This window comes from Albidovulum marisflavi (assembly GCF_025751435.1).
Classification (GTDB): Bacteria; Pseudomonadota; Alphaproteobacteria; order Rhodobacterales; family Rhodobacteraceae; genus Albidovulum; species Albidovulum marisflavi.
This window is the reverse complement of sequence record NZ_JAOWKY010000001.1, coordinates 1056926-1074519: the sequence shown is the minus strand read 5'-3', so window position 1 is coordinate 1074519 and position 17594 is coordinate 1056926. Positions and strand designations below refer to the sequence as shown.

Annotated in this window: 16 protein-coding genes; 11 read left to right on the top strand and 5 right to left on the bottom strand. The window is 65.4% G+C overall.

Features of this window, described 5'->3' with window-relative positions; all coding sequences use genetic code 11:
• The first annotated feature begins 246 nt into the window (after positions 1–246).
• From OEW28_RS05170 to OEW28_RS05125, 10 genes are all read left to right on the top strand, one after another.
• Positions 247–2649 (top strand): ligase-associated DNA damage response DEXH box helicase, encoded by a 2403-nt coding sequence (locus tag OEW28_RS05170; protein WP_263733635.1) that lies wholly within the window; start codon positions 247–249, stop codon positions 2647–2649.
• 84 nt (positions 2650–2733) lie between these two features.
• Positions 2734–3387, top strand: coding sequence for a ligase-associated DNA damage response endonuclease PdeM (pdeM, locus tag OEW28_RS05165; protein WP_263733634.1), 654 nt, complete (start codon positions 2734–2736; stop codon positions 3385–3387).
• The gene (locus tag OEW28_RS05160) at positions 3384–3824 is read left to right on the top strand and encodes a PaaI family thioesterase (protein ID WP_263733633.1); all 441 of its coding nucleotides are present in this window, start codon (positions 3384–3386) and stop codon (positions 3822–3824) included. The genes pdeM and OEW28_RS05160 overlap by 4 nt, the downstream gene beginning before the upstream one ends.
• Positions 3825–3887: 63 nt before the next feature.
• On the top strand, positions 3888–4736 hold the full coding sequence (locus OEW28_RS05155) for an FAD binding domain-containing protein (protein WP_263733632.1): 849 nt from the start codon (positions 3888–3890) through the stop codon (positions 4734–4736).
• Positions 4729–7458, top strand: a complete 2730-nt coding sequence (locus tag OEW28_RS05150) for a molybdopterin-dependent oxidoreductase (RefSeq protein ID WP_263733631.1) — start codon at positions 4729–4731, stop codon at positions 7456–7458. The genes OEW28_RS05155 and OEW28_RS05150 overlap by 8 nt, the downstream gene beginning before the upstream one ends.
• Complete coding sequence (locus OEW28_RS05145) at positions 7455–8927, top strand: 6-hydroxynicotinate reductase (protein ID WP_263733630.1); 1473 nt, start codon at positions 7455–7457, stop codon at positions 8925–8927. Before OEW28_RS05150 ends, OEW28_RS05145 begins: the two co-directional genes overlap by 4 nt.
• Before the next feature lie 4 nt (positions 8928–8931).
• The gene (locus OEW28_RS05140) at positions 8932–9777 is read left to right on the top strand and encodes a UPF0280 family protein (protein WP_263733629.1); all 846 of its coding nucleotides are present in this window, start codon (positions 8932–8934) and stop codon (positions 9775–9777) included.
• Positions 9770–10354 carry an amino acid synthesis family protein gene (locus OEW28_RS05135; RefSeq protein WP_263733628.1) on the top strand — a complete coding sequence of 195 codons (585 nt, stop codon included), beginning with the start codon at positions 9770–9772 and terminating at the stop codon, positions 10352–10354. The genes OEW28_RS05140 and OEW28_RS05135 overlap by 8 nt, the downstream gene beginning before the upstream one ends.
• Positions 10351–10935 (top strand): amino acid synthesis family protein, encoded by a 585-nt coding sequence (locus OEW28_RS05130; RefSeq protein WP_263733627.1) that lies wholly within the window; start codon positions 10351–10353, stop codon positions 10933–10935. Before OEW28_RS05135 ends, OEW28_RS05130 begins: the two co-directional genes overlap by 4 nt.
• Positions 10932–11357 carry a MarR family winged helix-turn-helix transcriptional regulator gene (locus tag OEW28_RS05125; protein WP_263733626.1) on the top strand — a complete coding sequence of 142 codons (426 nt, stop codon included), beginning with the start codon at positions 10932–10934 and terminating at the stop codon, positions 11355–11357. Before OEW28_RS05130 ends, OEW28_RS05125 begins: the two co-directional genes overlap by 4 nt.
• Before the next feature lie 3 nt (positions 11358–11360).
• Here OEW28_RS05125 and OEW28_RS05120 read toward each other — a convergent pair whose 3' ends face one another.
• The 5 genes from OEW28_RS05120 to OEW28_RS05100 form a co-directional block, all read right to left on the bottom strand.
• Positions 11361–12539, bottom strand: coding sequence for an amidohydrolase family protein (locus OEW28_RS05120; RefSeq protein WP_263733625.1), 1179 nt, complete (start codon positions 12537–12539; stop codon positions 11361–11363).
• 79 nt (positions 12540–12618) lie between these two features.
• Positions 12619–13437, bottom strand: coding sequence for an ABC transporter permease (locus OEW28_RS05115; protein WP_263733624.1), 819 nt, complete (start codon positions 13435–13437; stop codon positions 12619–12621).
• Positions 13434–14324 carry an ABC transporter permease subunit gene (locus OEW28_RS05110; protein WP_263734378.1) on the bottom strand — a complete coding sequence of 297 codons (891 nt, stop codon included), beginning with the start codon at positions 14322–14324 and terminating at the stop codon, positions 13434–13436. The genes OEW28_RS05115 and OEW28_RS05110 overlap by 4 nt, the downstream gene beginning before the upstream one ends.
• Positions 14325–14340: 16 nt before the next feature.
• Positions 14341–15480 carry an ABC transporter ATP-binding protein gene (locus OEW28_RS05105; RefSeq protein ID WP_263733623.1) on the bottom strand — a complete coding sequence of 380 codons (1140 nt, stop codon included), beginning with the start codon at positions 15478–15480 and terminating at the stop codon, positions 14341–14343.
• Between the two features lie 72 nt (positions 15481–15552).
• On the bottom strand, positions 15553–16638 hold the full coding sequence (locus OEW28_RS05100) for a polyamine ABC transporter substrate-binding protein (protein ID WP_263733622.1): 1086 nt from the start codon (positions 16636–16638) through the stop codon (positions 15553–15555).
• Between the two features lie 15 nt (positions 16639–16653).
• Between OEW28_RS05100 and OEW28_RS05095 the strand changes: the two genes are divergently transcribed.
• A complete protein-coding gene (locus OEW28_RS05095) occupies positions 16654–17463 on the top strand; it encodes a GntR family transcriptional regulator (protein ID WP_263733621.1) in 810 nt (269 codons plus the stop codon).
• Positions 17464–17594: the final 131 nt, after the last annotated feature.

Sequence of the window (17594 nt, the reverse complement as noted above, 5' to 3'; positions counted from 1 at the left end):
CCCGGTCCCTCTTACCCCTTCTATAGGCGATGCCGCGGGGAATGGGGAGTGGGAAAGGGGCGGCCGGTCGCCGGGGCAAACAAATTGGCTTGGAGGCAAGCAGCCGCCGCCACAGTGCCTGTTCCTTGGGCGGTTGCGGATTCCGAAATGCCTTCGCCAACGCCGAAAGGCTGTCGTGGCGTTCGCCCTCGCCCGCGCGATGGTGCCGGCTTTCCCTTGCCGCGGCGTACGATTAAATTCGCCCGCATGCGCGCCCTGCCCGCCAATTTTGCCCAATGGTTCTCTGGCCGTGGATGGCACATCCATCCGCACCAGCAGGCCATGATGGACCGCGCCGAAGCGCCGGCGCTTCTGCTTGTCGCGCCGACGGGCGGGGGAAAGACGCTTGCGGGGTTCCTGCCGACGCTGGCCGAGCTTGCCGATGGTCGCCACCGGGGGCTGCACACGCTCTACATCTCGCCACTCAAGGCGCTTGCCGCCGACATCCGCCGCAACCTGACTACGCCCGTCACCGAGATGGACCTGCCGATCCGGATCGAAGATCGCACCGGGGACACAAGCCATTCCCGGCGCCAGAGACAGCGCGCGGACCCGCCGCATATCCTGCTGACCACGCCGGAAAGCCTTGCGCTGCTGCTGAGCTACGAAGACGCGCCGCGCATCTTCGCCGGATTGCAGCGCGTGATTGTCGACGAGATTCACGCCCTGGCGGAATCCCGGCGCGGCGACCAGTTGATGCTGTGCCTGTCGCGGCTTTCAAGCCTGGTTCCCGGCCTGCGCCGCGTCGGCCTTTCCGCCACGGTCGAAGACCCAAAGGCGATCGCGCGCTTCCTGTCGCGCCATCCGGACCCGTGCGAAGTCCTGTACGCCGATTCCGGCCCGGACCCCGATATCGCGATGCTTGCGACGGACGAGCCCCCGCCCTGGGCCGGCGGCGGCGGCCGCTACGCGATCCCCGCGATCCTCGACCAGGTCCGCCGCCACCGCACGACGCTGATCTTCCACAACACCCGGGCGCAGGCCGAGATATTCTTCCATCATCTCTGGCTGGCGAACGAAGACGCGCTGCCGATCGGCATTCACCACGGATCGCTATCGCGCGAGGCGCGGGAACGGGTAGAGGCCGCGATGGTCAGCGGCGATCTGCGCGCCATCGTCTGCACCGGCTCGCTTGATCTGGGCATAGACTGGGGCGACGTCGATCTCGTGATCCAGGTCGGCGCGCCCAAGAACGTCAAGCGTCTGGTGCAAAGGATCGGGCGCGCCAACCACCGCTACAACGCGCCGTCAAAGGCGCTGCTTGTCCCCGCCAACCGCTTCGAGGTCGTCGAATGCCAGGCCGCGCTTCAGGCCGTGCGCGACCGCGACCTTGATGGCGAACCGCGCGGCCCCGGCCCCCGCGATGTGCTTTGCCAGCACATCCTGATCGCTGCCTGCGCAGCCCCTTTCGACGCGGACGACCTCTATGCCGAGGTGACGACCGCGGGCCCCTATTCCACGCTTTCGCGCGCCGATTTCGACGCCTGCCTGGAGTTCTGCGCAACCGGCGGCTACGCGCTCAGGGCCTATGACCGTTGGCAGCGGCTCATGCAGCGCGATGGGCTCTGGTCGCTGCGCGATCCACGGTCTTCGCGTGCGATCCGCATGAACATCGGAACCATCACTGACGCGGAGCTTCTGAAGGTGCGGCTCCGGAACCGCGGGGGCGGCCAGCCGCTGGGCGAGGTAGAAGAGGGGTTCGCCGCGTCCCTGACCCCGGGTGACACTTTCCTCATCGGCGGCCAGATCGTCCGCTACGAAGGCTTGCGCGAACTGACGGTCGAAGTCAGCCGCGACCCGGGGCGCGATCCGAAGGTTGCGGTCTTTTCCGGGTCGAAGTTTTCCACGTCGACCCGTCTGACAGAACGCATCCTCGCGATGCTGCGCGAGCCGTCCTGGCCGGATCTGCCCGCGCACACCGCCGACTGGCTGGCGCTTCAGCGCGAGGTTTCGCGCCTGCCCAGCCGCGACCGGCTTCTTGTCGAAAGCTTCCCGGCCGATGGGCGCGAACACCTGTGCATCTACGGCTTCGCGGGCCGCAACGCTCAGCAGACGCTCGGCCTGCTGCTGACCCATCGGATGGAGAGCCTCGGTCTCAATCCGCTTGGCTTCGTGGCGACCGACTACGCGACGCTGATCTGGGGCCTTGATCCCGTCGCGGATTCGGCCCCGCTTCTGGACCGCGCTTGCTTGGCCGATGAGCTTGAGACATGGCTTCAGGGCAACGCGGTGATGAAGCGCACCTTCCGCAGTGTCGCTCAGATCGCGGGTCTGATCGAACGCAATCATCCCGGACAGCGCAAGTCGGGCCGTCAGGCCACCTTTTCGACGGACATCCTTTACGACACCTTGCGCCGGCACGACCCTGACCACCTGATGCTTCAGATCACGCGCGAAGAGGCGATGCGCGGGCTTGTCGACTTCGCGCGGATCGAGGCCATGCTGGACCGTGTCGAGGGCCGCATAGATCACCTGCGCCTCGATCGCGTCACGCCGCTTTCGGCGCCGCTTTTCCTGGAACACGGCAAGGTTCCGGTCGAAGGCGCTGCACGCGAGCGTCTTATCGCGGAAACCGCGGCCCGATTGATGGCCGAGGCCGGGCTTGCCTGAACCTTGTCTCGGTTTGGACCCGATGGCCGTCCAAATGGCAGGGCGCACCTTCCCCTTCGGCCCGCCCCCGCCTAGGATCGCGCCATGACCGGCCATCCCTTTACCCTATCCGCGACCGCGCTTGTTGCCCTGCCCTCCGGCGCGCTCTGGTGGGCGGCCGAACGCCTTCTGACAGTCTCCGATCTTCACCTTGGCAGGTCGTCGCGGATTGCCCGGCTTGGCGGCACGCTTTTGCCGCCCTACGAAGTGGCGGAAACGCTGGCCAGGCTGGATGCCGACATCGCGCGGATGGACCCGCGCGTGGTCGTTTGCCTTGGCGACAGCTTCGACGACCTGGCCGCCGCCGACCTGGACGACCGCAACCGTCTGTGGCTTTCTCGGCTGATTGCCGGGCGTCGCTGGATCTGGATCGAGGGCAACCATGACCCCGGCCCAGTCGCCATTCCGGGCGAACACCTGCGCGAACTCGCGCTTGGGCCCTTGTCCTTCCGGCACATCGCGCGTTCGGGCGCCTCCGGAGAGATCTCGGGCCACTACCACCCCAAGTTCCGTGTTGCAGGCCCCGCGCGTCCCTGTTTCCTGATCGACACGGAGCGCGTGATCCTGCCGGCCTACGGCGCCTACACGGGGGGGATGGATGCCTTGCGCCCGCCGCTTCGGGATCTCATGGCGCCCGGCGCGATCGCCTGCCTGACTGGCCCCACCCCCTGCGCCCTGCCGCTGAAAGGAAGAAGATGACAGCGCTTTCCCCCGCGATCGACCGCAAGACCCGTGACAGCTTCGCCCGTCAGGCCCTGATGACGACCTTCGGCGCGACGATCGCCGATCTTGCCCCCGGCGCATGCACCCTTTCCGCGCCGATCCTGCCGATCGCGCGCCAACAGCACGGTGTCGGTCACGCCGGGCTGACCTTTGCCTTGGGCGACACGGCCGCAGGCTATGCCGCGCTGACCCTGATGGCCGAAGAGGCCGAGGTCATGACGGTCGAGATGAAGATCAACCTGCTTGCCCCGGCGCAGGGCGACCGGCTGATCGCGGAAGGCCGCGTCATCCGTCCGGGCCGCCGGATCTCGGTCGTCACGGCCGAGGTCTTTGCCGAGGCCGCAGGCGACCGCGCTTTGGTCGCGATCCTTCAGGGGACGATGGTTCCGGTCACCGCACGCAGCAGAACGTAGGATTTGACAGGCGTCCGGCCCAGCCCCATTATTCGTATACAAATGAAAATGGGGAGTCCTGCATTGACCCTCATACGGCCCGGAACCGTTGCAGAAGCGCTTGCGGCGCTGGCGCGAACGCCGATGCCGCTGATCGCGGGCGGCACCGATTTCTACCCTTCGCGACAGGGCCGACCGCTGCCCGATAACGCGCTGGATCTAACCGGCATTGCCGGGCTGCGCGGGATTGGCCATGACGGCGACGGCTGGAGGATTGGCGCGGCGACGACCTGGACCGATATCGCGATGGCGGATCTGCCGCCCGCCTTTGACGCCCTTCGCGCCGCAGCACGAGAGGTCGGCTCGGTCCAGATCCAGAATGCTGGCACAATCGCGGGAAATCTGTGCAATGCGTCTCCCGCCGCCGATGGCGTCCCCCCGCTTCTTGCGCTGGACGCAGTGGTTGAATGCGTCTCGGCCGCAGGCATCCGACGGCTCGCGCTGGCCGATTTCTTGCTTGGGCCGCGCAAGACGGCGCTTGGCCCGGCAGAGATCGTGACGGCCTTGCTGTTTTCAGATCCGCCTGCAACCGAACGCGCCACTTTCCTTAAACTGGGCAGCCGCCGCTATCTGGTGATTTCCATCGCCATGGTCGCGGCGAATGTCAGCACGGATGCCGAAGGCCGCGTCCAAACCGCCAGGATCGCCGTCGGCGCCTGTTCGCCGGTTGCCCGCCGCCTTCCTGCGGTCGAGGCGGCACTGCTTGGCCGCGACCTGCACAAGGGGCCCGACTCGTTCGAAATCACGCCCGAAATGCTGTCCCCCCTTTCCCCCATCGACGATGTGCGCGCGCCTGCACGCTACCGCATGGAAGCGGTGAACGAGATGATCGTTCGCGCGCTAGGAAAGATCATGGAGAGCCCGCATGGCTAGCATCGCCTTCACGCTGAACGGTCGGAAGGTGGCTGCGGAAGTCCCGGGTGTTGAGCGCCTGTCGCGCATGCTGCGCGAAAGCTGCGGGTCGCGGGACGTCAAGGTTGGGTGTGACGCGGGCGATTGCGGCGCCTGCACCGTCCTGGTCGATGGTGCCCCCGTCTGCGCCTGCCTGACGCCCGCGGCAACGGTCGAGGGGCGGCGAGTGGAAACCCAGACGGGCCTTGTGGCGACCGATCAACTGACCCGCCGGCTTGCCGACGCCTTCCTTGCGCACGGCGCGGCACAGTGCGGCATCTGCACGCCGGGAATGATGGTGACCGCGACCGCCCTTCTGCGGGGCACACCGACACCGAACGAACGGCAGGTCATGGACACGCTTGGCGGCGTCCTTTGCCGCTGCACCGGCTATCGCAAGATCATCGATGCGGTCGTCGCGGCGGGCCTGCCGATCGATGCCCGGACCGACGCAAGCGGCGCAGTGGGCACCGCCCTGCCCCGGCTCGACGGCGCCGACAAGGTGACGGGGCGTGAAGCGTTCGGCGACGACATCGCCCCCGCCGATACGCTGGAGCTGCGCGTGATACGGTCGCCATTTGCACGGGCACACTTCAGCTTCGGCGATCTCGACGCCTTTGTCGCCAACTCCCCCGGCATCGCAACTGTCCTGACGGCAAGGGACGTTCCCGGCCGGAATGCTTTCGGCGTGATCCCCGGATTTGAGGATCAGCCCGTGTTCGCAGCGACCGAGGCCCTGTTTCGCGGCGATGCCGTGGCCGCGGTCGTAGGCACGCCAAGTGCGATCGCGGCCTTCGACCCCGCTCGGTTCCCCGTGACCTGGGAAGAACTTTCGCCCGCGTTGACCCCCGCCGAGGCCAAGTCGTCAGGCGCAGCCCTTCTGCATTCGAACCGGCCGGGCAACCTGATGACCGGCGGGCGCGTGTTCTGCGGAGACCCCGATGCGGCGCTGGAGCGCGCCGATGTGGTGGTGGAGGGGCGCTTTATGACCGGGTTCGTAGAGCACGCCTATATCGAGCCCGAAGCCGGTTACGCCATCGCCCGCGACGGACGGGTCGAAGTGCACGCCTGCACCCAGGCGCCGGTAATGGATCAGGAAGGGCTCGCGTCGATCCTGGGGCTGCCGAAGGACCGGGTTCGCATCGTGCCGACCGCCGTAGGGGGCGGCTTCGGGTCGAAGCTGGATCTGTCGGTGCAGCCCTTCCTTGCCATCGCCGCGCTGAAGCTGGGCCGCCCGGTCCGCATCGCCTACAGCCGGGCGGAATCCATGGCCGCGACCACCAAGCGCCACCCGTCCGAGATCACGCTTCGGATCGGGGCCACGAAGGACGGGCGCATTTGCGGATTCGACTTCTTCGGCACCTTCAACACCGGCGCCTACGCGTCTTGGGGACCGACGGTCGCCAATCGCGTGCCGGTTCACGCCTCCGGCCCCTATCGCATCGCGGACTATCGCGCGATTTCGGAAGGGATCTACACCAACAATCCGCCCGCAGGGGCTTTCCGGGGGTTCGGCGTTCCTCAATCGGCCATCGCGCAAGAGGTGCTGTTCGACGAACTGGCCGAACTGCTTGGCATTGATCCGCTGGACTTCCGGCTTGGGAACGCGCTCCATAACGGCGCGCCGACCGTATGCGGCCAGGTGTTTTCCCAAGGCGTCGGCATCGGCGCCTGCCTGCGCGCGCTTGAACCCGGATGGAAGCGGGAACGCGACAGCGCGCGGGCCTTCAACGCGACGAGCATCGGGACGAAACGCGGCGTCGGCATTGCGGCGGGATGGTACGGTTGTGGCAACACGTCGCTGCCGAACCCGTCCACCATCAAGGCGGGCATCCGCGCCGATGGTCGGCTGTTTCTGCACCAGGGCGCGATGGACATCGGCCAAGGCGCCAACACCGTCATAGCCCAGATCTTCGCCGAGGTGCTTGGGGTGCCCGTTTCGCAGCTTCACCTCGTCGGGCCCGACACCGATGTAACCCCCGATGCGGGCAAGACGTCGGCCTCTCGGCAGACCTTCGTCTCGGGCAATGCCGCGCGCTTGGCGGGCGCCGCGCTGCGCGCCGACATCCTGCGACGCGCCAACGCCGGCGGCGACGCACGTCTTGGCTTCGGGCCCGGCTACATCGAGGTCCGGGACACGGGTGGAATCCACCGGCTGGATCTGACCTCGCTTATCCCGGATGAGGAAGGCTATGTGCTGAAATCGCAGGAAACCTACGACCCGCCGACCAGGCCGCTGGATGCCGACGGACAGGGCCATCCCTACGCCCAGTTCGGCTACGCCGCCCATCTTGCGGTGGTCGAGGTCGATATCACGCTTGGCCTGGTGCGGCCGCTGCACTTCGTGGCGGCGCATGACGTCGGCCGCGCGATCAATCCCCTCCTGGTCGAAGGCCAGGTGCATGGAGGCATCGCCCAGGGCCTGGGCATGGCCCTGATGGAGGAATACATCCCCGGCCGGACCGAAAACCTGCACGACTACCTGATCCCCACGATCGGCGACGTGCCCCCGATCGAAACCCTCATCGTCGAGGAACCCGACGCCCACGGCCCCTACGGCGCCAAGGGGCTGGGCGAACACGTCCTGATCCCCACGGCGCCCGCGATCCTGAACGCGATCCGCCACGCCACCGGCGCGCGGCTGCGGCAGGTTCCAGCCACGCCCGACCGCGTCCTTGCGGCCATCAGGGAGGCAAACGCATGACCCAGCGCGCAGATCGCATGGCCGACAAGATCCGCTGCGACGCCTGCCCGGTGCTCTGCTACATCGCCGAGGGTCGCGCGGGGGCCTGCGACCGCTACGCCAACCATGGCGGCGAACTGGTGCGCCTTGATCCGCTGACCGTGATCGAAACCGGCGCGGAGACCGTCCCCTTCCTTGCAACGGATGAGGAATGGGACGGCGACATCCTGCGCGCGAACCGGCCCTTCATCACCGCGGTGGGCGCGGGCACCACCTATCCAGATTACAAGCCCGCGCCCTTCATCGTCAGCCAGGAGATCGAGGGCGTCGACATGGTCACGGTCGTGACCGAAGGCATATTCAGCTACTGCGGCGTCAAGGTGAAGATCGACACCGACCGCCATATCGGTGACGAACGCGCGGTCGTTCGGTCCGCGGGCGAACCGATCGGCCATGTCATGACGTCGGAATATGGGTCCAAGATGCTGTCTTTGGGCGGGGTCGAACACCTGACCGGGGGCACCAAGGCGGAAGGCCGCGCGACCTGCGACGCGCTTATGGCGCTTTGCAACCGCGAGGCTGTCGAACTGACCGTGGATGGCGGCGCGACCGTCATCGTTCAGGCTGGCCATGCGCCCATCATCAACGGCGTTCAGGAAAGGCTGATGCGGGTTGGCTGCGGCTCTGCCGCGATCGGCATGTTCGCCAGGCAATGGGCGCCGCATGTCGATGAGGTCATCGTCGTGGACGACCACATCACGGGCGTCCTGTCCGAACACCAGGCGGGGCGGATGCTGGACGTTCCCGCCACGGGCATCCGGGTCAAGGGACGGAAATCGACGCCCGGGCGCTATTTCCAGGTCGCGCAGCCCGGCACCGGCTGGGGCGGCACGGACGTGGAGGACCCTCTGACGATCCTCAAGCCCGCCGACCCCAAGATCGCATGGCCCGGGCTCAGGTTGCTGATGGTTTCGACCACGGGCGAACAGTGGGCCTATTTCGTCCTGGACGACGACCTTGTCCCGCAACCGGCCAAGATCACGGCACCGCTGCGCGCCTCGGTCGAACGGGTCGCAGAAAACTGCGAACCGTCGGTCTGCTCCGTCCTGTTCATGGGCGGCGCGGGCGGGTCGCTGCGCGCGGGCGTGACGGAAAACCCCGTCAAGCTCACCCGTTCGGTCAAGGAGGCGCTGACCCATGTTTCCTGCGGGGGCGCCAAGGCCTATGTCTGGCCCGGCGGCGGGATCACGGTCATGGCCGACGTGATGGACATGCCGACCAACTCCTTCGGCTACGTTCCGACCCCCGCACTTGTCGCACCGATCGAATTCACGATGCGCAAGTCCGACTACGCCGCGCTTGGCGGGCATGTGGACCGCATCGTTTCGGCCAAGGACGTCGTGAAACCAGGCATCCGCAAGGTCGGACCCTCGCCGGGTCACCCCGATCCCCGGCACGCCAGGAACTTTGACTGGCCGAAGGGGGGCTGAACCCATGCCCGCCACCGCCGCCCGCCTGCCCGGAAACCGCCTGCACCTGCAGCACGGGCCCATAGACCTGGTGATCGGCGCCGACGGACCGGGGCGAGAGGCCGCCTTTGACGCCGCAGTCCGTCGGTTCGCGCCCCTGCTGGACGAGCTTGTGGCGGAACTGCCGCTGCTGCGCCGGCCTTGGGGCGGCCCCTCACCCCAGGGGCCGGTCGCGCGGCGGATGGCCTGCGCGGTTGCCCCGCACGCCCGGCGCGCATTCATCACGCCGATGGCCGCCGTCGCCGGCGCCGTGGCCGATGAAGTGCTCTCGGCCATGGTCTTGTCCGGAGGACTTGCCCGCGCCATGGTCAACAATGGTGGGGACATCGCCATCCACCTTTCACCGAGTCAAAGCTATCGCGCCGCCATGGCGGGGGTCGACGCCGCGGTTCTGGGCACCCTGGACATCCGGGACGGCGACGGGATCGGCGGCATCGCCACCTCCGGCCGTGGCGGGCGCAGCCTCTCGCTTGGCATCGCGCAGTCCGTCACGGTTCTGGCAAGCTGCGCTGCCGCGGCGGATGCGGCTGCGACGCTGATCGCGAATGCGGTGGACCTGCCGGGGCACCCCGCGATCACCCGCGCGCCTGCCCGTGACCTTCAGCCCGACAGCGATCTGGGCGACCGGCCCGTCACCGTGCATGTCGGCCCGCTGGGCGCGGACGAAACCGCCGCCGCGCTTGACCGCGGGCTGGCCGAAGCCAGCGCGATGCGGGCGGCTGGCCTGATCGCCGGGGCTGCGCTATTCCTGAACGGGGCGGCCCGCGTGATGGCCCCCGCACCAGAAACGGAGACTTTGGCTCATGCCTGAACCCGAAATCCGGAAGTTCATGACCGTGGTCGAGGAGATCCACCACGAAGGCGGACCGCGCGCCCAGCAGCCCTTGATGCGCGCGGCGGCGCTGGCCGTCGTGAAAAATCCCTTCGCGGGGCGCTACGAGCCAGAGATCAAGGGCTTCATGGAGGACCTGAAACCGCTTGGGCTGATGATGGCCCAACGGCTTCTCGAGGCGTTGGGGGGCGACCCGAGGTCGGTCGAAGGCTACGGCAAGGGCGCGATCGTCGGCGCGGCGGGCGAACTGGAACACGGCGCGCTCTGGCATGCGCCGGGCGGCTACGCGATGCGGGAGGTCTTGGGCGGGGCCAAGGCCATCGTGCCCTCGGCCAAGAAGGTGGGCGGTGTTGGCGCTCGGCTGGACGTGCCCGTCACCCATGTCAACGCAAGCTACGTGCGCAGCCATTTCGATTCGATCGAAGTGGGCCTGAACGACGCTCCGCGCGCCGACGAGATGGTTCTGGTGCTGGTCATGACCACGGGTCCACGCATCCATTCCCGCTCCGGCGGGCTGGAGGCATGGGAGGTAAAGGGGGAGGACGGGCTGAGATGAAAGCCGATATCCGCAAGATCGCCGTCTGGGTCGAGGAGACCCGCAAGGAAATGGGCCGGGCGATTGATCCGGCCACCCGCAAGGCCGTCGCGGTGGCGGTCATCGCCAATCCCTTCGCGGGCCGGTATGTCGAGGATCTGTCCGACCTGATGGATATCGGCGCCGAGCTTGGCGGGCTTCTGGGCGAACGATGCGTCAAGGCCCTGGGGATCGAGCCGCAACAGGCCGAAAGTTACGGCAAGGCGGCGATGGTCGGCGAAAACGGCGAGCTGGAACATGCCGCCGCCATCCTGCATCCCAAGCTGGGCACTCCGCTGCGGGCGACCGTGGAAAAGGGTGCCGCTCTGGTGCCGTCATCCAAGAAGATGGGCGGGCCGGGACAGGACCTGGACGTTCCGCTTGGGCACAAGGACGCGGCCTATGTCCGGTCCCATTTCGACGGGGTCGAGGTGCGGATGAACGACGCGCCCCGCGCGAACGAGATCATGGTCGCCGTCGCGGTCACCGACAGCGGACGGCCGCTGCCACGGGTCGGGGGACTGACGGCCGCCGAGGCCGAGGGCAAGGACGGCCTTCGGTGAGCGATGAGGCCCGCCCCTACCACCTGGACGACCAGGTGGGCTACATCCTGCGGCTTGTCAGCCAACGGCACGCCTCGCTGTTCCTTGCCCGGTTCGGACAGGACCTGACGCCCACGCAGTTCGCGGCGATGGCGCGGCTGGACGAGGTGGGGCAATGTTCGCAGAACGAACTGGGCCGCAGGACAGCGATGGATGTGGCGACGATCAAGGGCGTCGTCGACAGGCTGCGCGCAAAGGGCCTGGTCGAGCAGACCGCGGACCCGGGCGACAAGCGCCGCAGCCTTTTGTCGCTGTCAGCGGCGGGTGCCGGGATGATCGCGGCCTTGCACCAGATGGGCCATGCCGTGACCGAGGACACGCTGCAGCCGCTGAATGCACAGGAACGCCAGGACCTTCTGGCGCTGTTGCGAAAGATGGTCTGAGCGTCAGGCCCCTGCGATTTCGGGGATCTTCCACGCGGGCGGGGTGTTGCGGCTGCGCTGCGACCGCACCTCACCGTCGATGATGGTCATGCCGACGCCCGGAAGGTTGCCTAGCTGCACCGATTCCAGGATCGTCCTGCCGCCGGAATGCTGTGCCTGATCCATAAGCACGAAATCCGCTGCGTAGCCGCGTTCGATCAGCCCCACGTCAAGCTCGCGCTGGCGCGCTGTGTTGCCGGTGGCGAAGCAGAAAGCCACTTCGGCCGGCACGTTGCCCAGTGACGACAGCATCGCGACCATGCGCAGGATCCCCAGCGGCTGCACGCCCGACCCCGCCGGGCCATCGGTGCCCAGGATGATCTGGTCCATCTTGCCCAGTTCTCGCGCGGTGTTCAGCGTCAGCAACGCGGCACGCTCGTTGCCGTTGTGGACGATCTCAAGCCCCTTCAGGCAATTTTCGCACAGGCAGACGATCTGGTCGTCCGGCAGGGCCGAATGGCCGCCGTTGATGTGGCCCACGACGTCGGTCCCGGTTTCAAGGACCATGTCGGCATCGATCAGGCCCGATCCGGGGATCGAGGGGCCACCGGTGTGGATCGTGGACTGGATGCCGTACTTGCGCGCCCAGTCGACCATCTGGCGGGCCGTCTTGCCGTCCTTGACGGACCCCAGGCCGACTTCGCCCAGGAACCTCACACCGGCGTCGGCCAGATCCTTGAAGTCGTGCTCTTCCATCCCGTGTTCTATGACCGGCGCGCCCGCCAGAACCTTGACACCAGAGGGGCGGAAATTTTCGTACCAGCGCTGCGAGGCGATCGCCATCGCCTTGAGCCCGACGATGTCCTTGGGCCGGCCCGGCATGTGGACCTCTCCGGCCGAGATCATCGTGGTGACACCGCCGTGAAGGGTCGAGTCGATCCAGTGAAGCTGCTGTTGACGGGGCGTGTAGTCGCCGACGACGGGATGGACATGGCTGTCGATCAATCCGGGGGCAAGGGTGGTGCCCTGCGCGTCGATCAGGGTGGTTGCGCCCTCGGTGTCCAGGTCCGATTCGCGGCCCCAGTCCGAGATCCGGCCATCCATCGCGACCAGGCAATCGGCATCGTAGATCGGATGTTCCAGCTTGCCTGACAGCATCAAGCCGATGTTGCGAATGACGAGCTTCCTTGCCGCGTGCTCCATGATCGCCTCCCCGAAACCGGCTGGATCATTGGTACGCTAACACATGCCAGCCCCCGATCAAGGGGCCGGCCTGCAGGTGTCACTGCTGCAACGCCTTCTGTTCGTCCGCGCGCTGTCGCGCGATGCTGCGCTTGGATATGAGCGAAGCGCTGATCACCCCGATGGTGACGATCGAGATCAGGATCGTCGAAAGCGCGTTGATTTCCGGGCTGACCCCCAGGCGCACGGCCGAGAAGATCTTCATCGGCAGCGTCGTCGAGGATGGACCGGCCACGAACTGCGAGATCACGAGGTCATCCAGCGACAGCGTGAAGGCGAGCAGCCAGCCCGAGATCACCGCGGGTGCGATAATCGGCAGTGTCACCGATTTGAACGCATCGAAGGGCGTGCAGCCAAGGTCCAGCGCCGCTTCCTCCAGCGACTTGTCGAAGGTCGCCAGGCGCGAGGACACCACGACCGAAACGAAGCACATCGTGAAAGTGATGTGCGCCAGGATGATCGTGAAAACCCCGCGGTCCAGCCCCAGCGAGATGAACAGAAGCAGCATCGCAAGGCCCGTGATCACCTCTGGCATGACAAGCGGGGCGTAGATCATGCCCGAAAACAGCGTGCGTCCCCAGAAGCGGCCTGCGCGGACCATGACATAGGCGGCCATCGTGCCCAGGACGGTCGCGACCGTCGAGGAGACCACCGCAACCTTCAGCGTGACCCAGGCTGCGCTCAGGAACGCCTCGTTGTGGATCAGCTCACCGTACCACCTTGTCGAAAACCCCGCCCAGACCGTGACCAGCTTGGATGCGTTGAAGCTGTAGATCACAAGGATCAGCATCGGCAGGTATAGAAAGGCGAAGCCAAGCGTCAACGCGGTTGCGTTGAACCAGGAAAAGCGGCGGTTCATTGGTTCGCCTCCCTCTGTCTCTGCTCGTTGCGCTGGAACAGCACGATGGGCACGATCAGGATCAGGAGCAATACGACGGCCACCGCCGATGCCACCGGCCAGTCCCGGTTCGAGAAGAACTCTTCATAGAGCACCTTGCCGATCATCAGCGTATCGGACCCGCCCAGAAGCGAGGGGATGACGAATTCGCCAAGCGCCGGAATGAAGACCAGGAAGCATCCGGCAATCACGCCGGGGATGGAAAGCGGAAAGGTCACCAGCCAGAACGCCGAAATCTTCGAACATCCCAGATCCTCTGCCGCCTCTATGAGCGACTCGTCCAGTTTCTCGAGCGCGGCGTAGATCGGCAGGATCATGAAGGGCAGATAGGAATAGACGATGCCGATATAGACCGCATTCTGCGTGTTCATGATGGCCAGCGGCTCGTTTATGATCCCGGTCCACAGCAGGAACTGGTTCAGGAAACCCTCGTTCGAAAGGATCCCGATCCACGAATAGACGCGGATCAGGAACGACGTCCAGAACGGCAGGATCACCAGCATCATCAGCGTCGGTCGCCACTCTTGCGAGGCCTGCGCCATGCCGTAGGCGATGGGATAGGCGACCACGAGTGTCAGCACTGTAGAGATCAGCGCGATCTTCAGGCTTGAGAGATAGGCCGTGTAGTAAAGCGCGTCCGTTGCCAGGAACGCGAAGTTTTCGGCATCAAGCTCTGAAACGAACTCCTTGAAGCCTTCCCAACCCGCCGAGATGTCCAGCGTGGGCGTGTAGGGCGGAATCGAGATTGCATAGTCCGACAGCGCGATCTTCAGCACGATCGCGAAGGGGATCAGGAAGAACAGCAGAAGCCAGGCGTAGGGGGTGAGGATCAGGAACAGGCGGCGCAGGTTCATGGCCGCCCCCTCAACCCAGAAGGACGACGCCGGCGGTGTCCGTGAAGGACAGCCAGACCTTGTCGTCCCAGGTGATGTCGCGCCGGGCGATGCGGCGGTCGTTGGCGACCTGCGCCTTCATCATGCGGCCGCCGGGCAGTTCGACCTTGTAGGTCGAGATGTTGCCCAGGTAGGCGATGTCGTGCACCACGCCCTCGATCACGTTTGCGCGGTCGGCAGGGGGCTGCGTGGCGATGGCCACCTTTTCCGGCCGGATCGCGTAATGCACCCTGCTGCCCTTGGCCACGCCTTCGCCGACAGTGCCCAGCAATCTGGGCTGACCCTCCGCCCACTCGATCGAAACCTTGCCGTCCACCGTGTCGATGACGTTGCCTTCGATGATGTTCACGTCCCCGATGAAGTCCGCGACGTAGACAGAGTTCGGCGTCTCGTAGATGCGGTCGGGGGTGTCGATCTGGACCATCTTGCCGTGGTCCATGACCGCGACGCGGCTGGCGACGGTCATCGCCTCTTCCTGGTCGTGCGTCACGATCACGAAAGTGGTGCCGGTCTTTTCCTGGATGTCCATAAGTTCGAACTGCGTGTCCTGGCGGAGCTTCTTGTCGAGCGCGCCCAGCGGTTCGTCCAGAAGCAGCAGCTTCGGCGCCTTGGCGAGCGAGCGGGCAAGGGCGACGCGCTGGCGTTGGCCGCCGGAAATCTGGTGGGGCTTGCGCTTGGCGAATTTCTCAAGCCGAACAAGGCGCAGCATGTCCTCGACCCTGGCCGGGATCTGGTCCTTCGGCATGTCCGAGCGGCGCAACCCGAAGGCGATGTTGTCCCACACCGAAAGGTGGGGAAACAGCGCATAGCTCTGGAACATCATGTTCACCGGGCGCTTGTTCGGCGGAACCGGCGCGATGTCGACGCCATCAAGCAGGATGGTGCCCGAAGTCGGCGCTTCAAATCCCGCAAGCATGCGCATCAGCGTGGTCTTGCCGCACCCCGAAGGCCCGAGCAGCGCGAAGAATTCCCGCCGGTATATGTCAAGCGTGATGTTGTCGATCGCGACGAAGTCACCGAACTTCTTGGTGACGTTCTTGAACTGAATCAGCGGCTTTTGTTCGGGATCGTTCCAGGGTGCGAAGACGAGGCGCGTGCCGGGCTGAGCCATGATGTTTTCAATCCTCATTCACGAGAAAGCCCCGCGCCGAAAGGGCGCGGGGCGATTTTTCAAGCGTGACGATCAGGTCCCGGACTTGATCTTGGTCCAGAGCCGCGTGACGTTGCGGTTGACCTTCGGATCCCAGGTCGTCGTCGTGTAGAGATTGCTGACGGTTTCCTCGTCGGGATAGATCGCGGTGTCGCCGATCACGTCTTCGTTCAGGAACTCCTGCGACGCCTTGTTGCCGTTGGCGTAATAGACATAGTTCGACGCGGCGGCCGCGTTCTGCGCGTCCATTATGAAGTTGATGAACTTGTGCGCACCGTCCGCGTTGGGTGCGTCGACCGGAATGGCCATCTGGTCGAACCACATCAGGGCGCCTTCCTTCGGAATGTGGTACTCGATCTCCACCCCGTTGTCGGCTTCGGCGGCACGGTCGCGCGCCTGCAGGACGTCACCCGACCAGCCGAAAGCGACGCAGATATCGCCGTTGGCCAAGGCGTTGATGTATTCCGAGGAATGGAATTTCTGCACGTAGGGTGCAATCGCCGTCAGGACCGGCTCGACCTTCTCGATCGTCTCGTAATCCTGCGCATCGGACTCCTCGCCAAGGTAAGTCAGGGCGGCGGGGATGATCTCGGTCGGGGCGTCAAGCATGTGGACGCCGCAGGAGGCGAGCTTTTCCATGTTCGCCGGATCGAAGACCAGCGCCAGCGAATCGACGGGTGCGTCTTCGCCCAGCACTTCCTTGACCTTGTTGATGTTCACGCCGATGCCGGTCGAACCCCACATGTAGTTGACCGAGTACTCGTTGCCCGGATCGTACTTTTCGGTCCGCTCCTGGATCGCGTCCCACATGTTGGAAAGGTTCGGAAGCTTCGACTTGTCGAGCTTCTGGAACGCTCCGGCCTGGATCTGCCGCGACAGGAACGTGCCCGAGGGTACGACCACGTCGTAGCCCGAACCGCCGGCGAGCAGCTTGGTTTCAAGAATTTCGTTCGAGTCGAAGACGTCGTAGATCAGATCGATCCCGGTTTCTTCCTTGAACTTGGTCAGCAGTTCTTCGTCGATGTAGTCCGACCAGTTGTAGACATGAACCTCCTCGGCGCTTGCCGAGAACGCCCCGACTGCCACGATCGCGGCAACGGACAGCAGTGTTCTTTTCATCTTGAGCTCCCTGTAGTGTCGTCAGCAGGGCTATCCTACTGCCGACATTTGATCAAAATCCCAGCCAAAATACAATATGGTAAATTTCGGACGCAACAGCTACTGTGTTCGCCCAAAACCACCATACTGATGGTGGGCAGCCCCTCCTACGAAAGGCGAAGCTCGTTGAACGCTGATTTTCACAAGCCTCCAACTCACGAAATCGTCTACCGCAAGATTCGCGAGATGATCCTGTTCGGAGAACTCGCTCCGGGTCAAGCGGTGACGATTCAAGGACTTGTGACGGATCTCGACGCGGGCATGACGCCGGTGCGCGAAGCCATTCGGCGGCTGACGGCCGAGGGGGCATTGCAGTTCCAGGGCAACCGCCGCGTCAGCGTGCCCGAGCTGACCCTTGCGCAACTGGACGAACTGGCCTTCGCGCGACAGGCAATCGAGCCGCAACTGGCCTTTCTGGCTGCGCAGAAGATCACGCCCGCAGCAATATCGCGCCTTGAATCCATCGACGATTCGCTGAATGCGGCGGTGCGCCGGGGTGATGTGAAAGCCTACCTGGAACATAACCACCGTTTTCACACAACGCTGTATGAACAGGCAGAGGCGGGCATTCTTTTTGCAATCGCCCAGATGCTCTTGCTGCGTGGCGGCCCGTCGCTGCGTGTCGTCTGCGGGCGACTGGGCACGAACGGTCTGCCGGACAAGCATCTGCAGGCGCTGTCGGCCTTGCGGTCGGGCTCGCCCGAGGCCGTGGCGAACGCGATCCGGGATGATGTGAATCAGGGAATCGAACAGATCCGCATGACGCTTTCGCCCCCCGGCGTTTGATCAAATCGGGTTGACATCCGGTATTTTGATCATATTCTAGCGGCAATCGGCCAGCGCTCCGAATCCGGTGTGCCCGGGCGCGTCGGACAGTTCTCCGGCGCCGGACTGGCCGGCACTCATGCCAGGAGCCC

Bases quoted from the DNA above. Each gene is read 5' to 3' on its own strand.
- OEW28_RS05105 (WP_263733623.1), bottom strand. From the start codon at position 15,480: ATGGCTCAGCCCGGCACGCGCCTCGTCTTCGCACCCTGGAACGATCCC.
- OEW28_RS05135 (WP_263733628.1), top strand. From the start codon at position 9,770: ATGCCTGAACCCGAAATCCGGAAGTTCATGACCGTGGTCGAGGAGATC.
- OEW28_RS05120 (WP_263733625.1), bottom strand. From the start codon at position 12,539: ATGGAGCACGCGGCAAGGAAGCTCGTCATTCGCAACATCGGCTTGATG.
- OEW28_RS05115 (WP_263733624.1), bottom strand. From the start codon at position 13,437: ATGAACCGCCGCTTTTCCTGGTTCAACGCAACCGCGTTGACGCTTGGC.
- OEW28_RS05145 (WP_263733630.1), top strand. From the start codon at position 7,455: ATGACCCAGCGCGCAGATCGCATGGCCGACAAGATCCGCTGCGACGCC.
- pdeM (WP_263733634.1), top strand. From the start codon at position 2,734: ATGACCGGCCATCCCTTTACCCTATCCGCGACCGCGCTTGTTGCCCTG.
- OEW28_RS05100 (WP_263733622.1), bottom strand. From the start codon at position 16,638: ATGAAAAGAACACTGCTGTCCGTTGCCGCGATCGTGGCAGTCGGGGCG.
- OEW28_RS05150 (WP_263733631.1), top strand. From the start codon at position 4,729: ATGGCTAGCATCGCCTTCACGCTGAACGGTCGGAAGGTGGCTGCGGAA.
- OEW28_RS05140 (WP_263733629.1), top strand. From the start codon at position 8,932: ATGCCCGCCACCGCCGCCCGCCTGCCCGGAAACCGCCTGCACCTGCAG.
- OEW28_RS05170 (WP_263733635.1), top strand. From the start codon at position 247: ATGCGCGCCCTGCCCGCCAATTTTGCCCAATGGTTCTCTGGCCGTGGA.
- OEW28_RS05130 (WP_263733627.1), top strand. From the start codon at position 10,351: ATGAAAGCCGATATCCGCAAGATCGCCGTCTGGGTCGAGGAGACCCGC.
- OEW28_RS05160 (WP_263733633.1), top strand. From the start codon at position 3,384: ATGACAGCGCTTTCCCCCGCGATCGACCGCAAGACCCGTGACAGCTTC.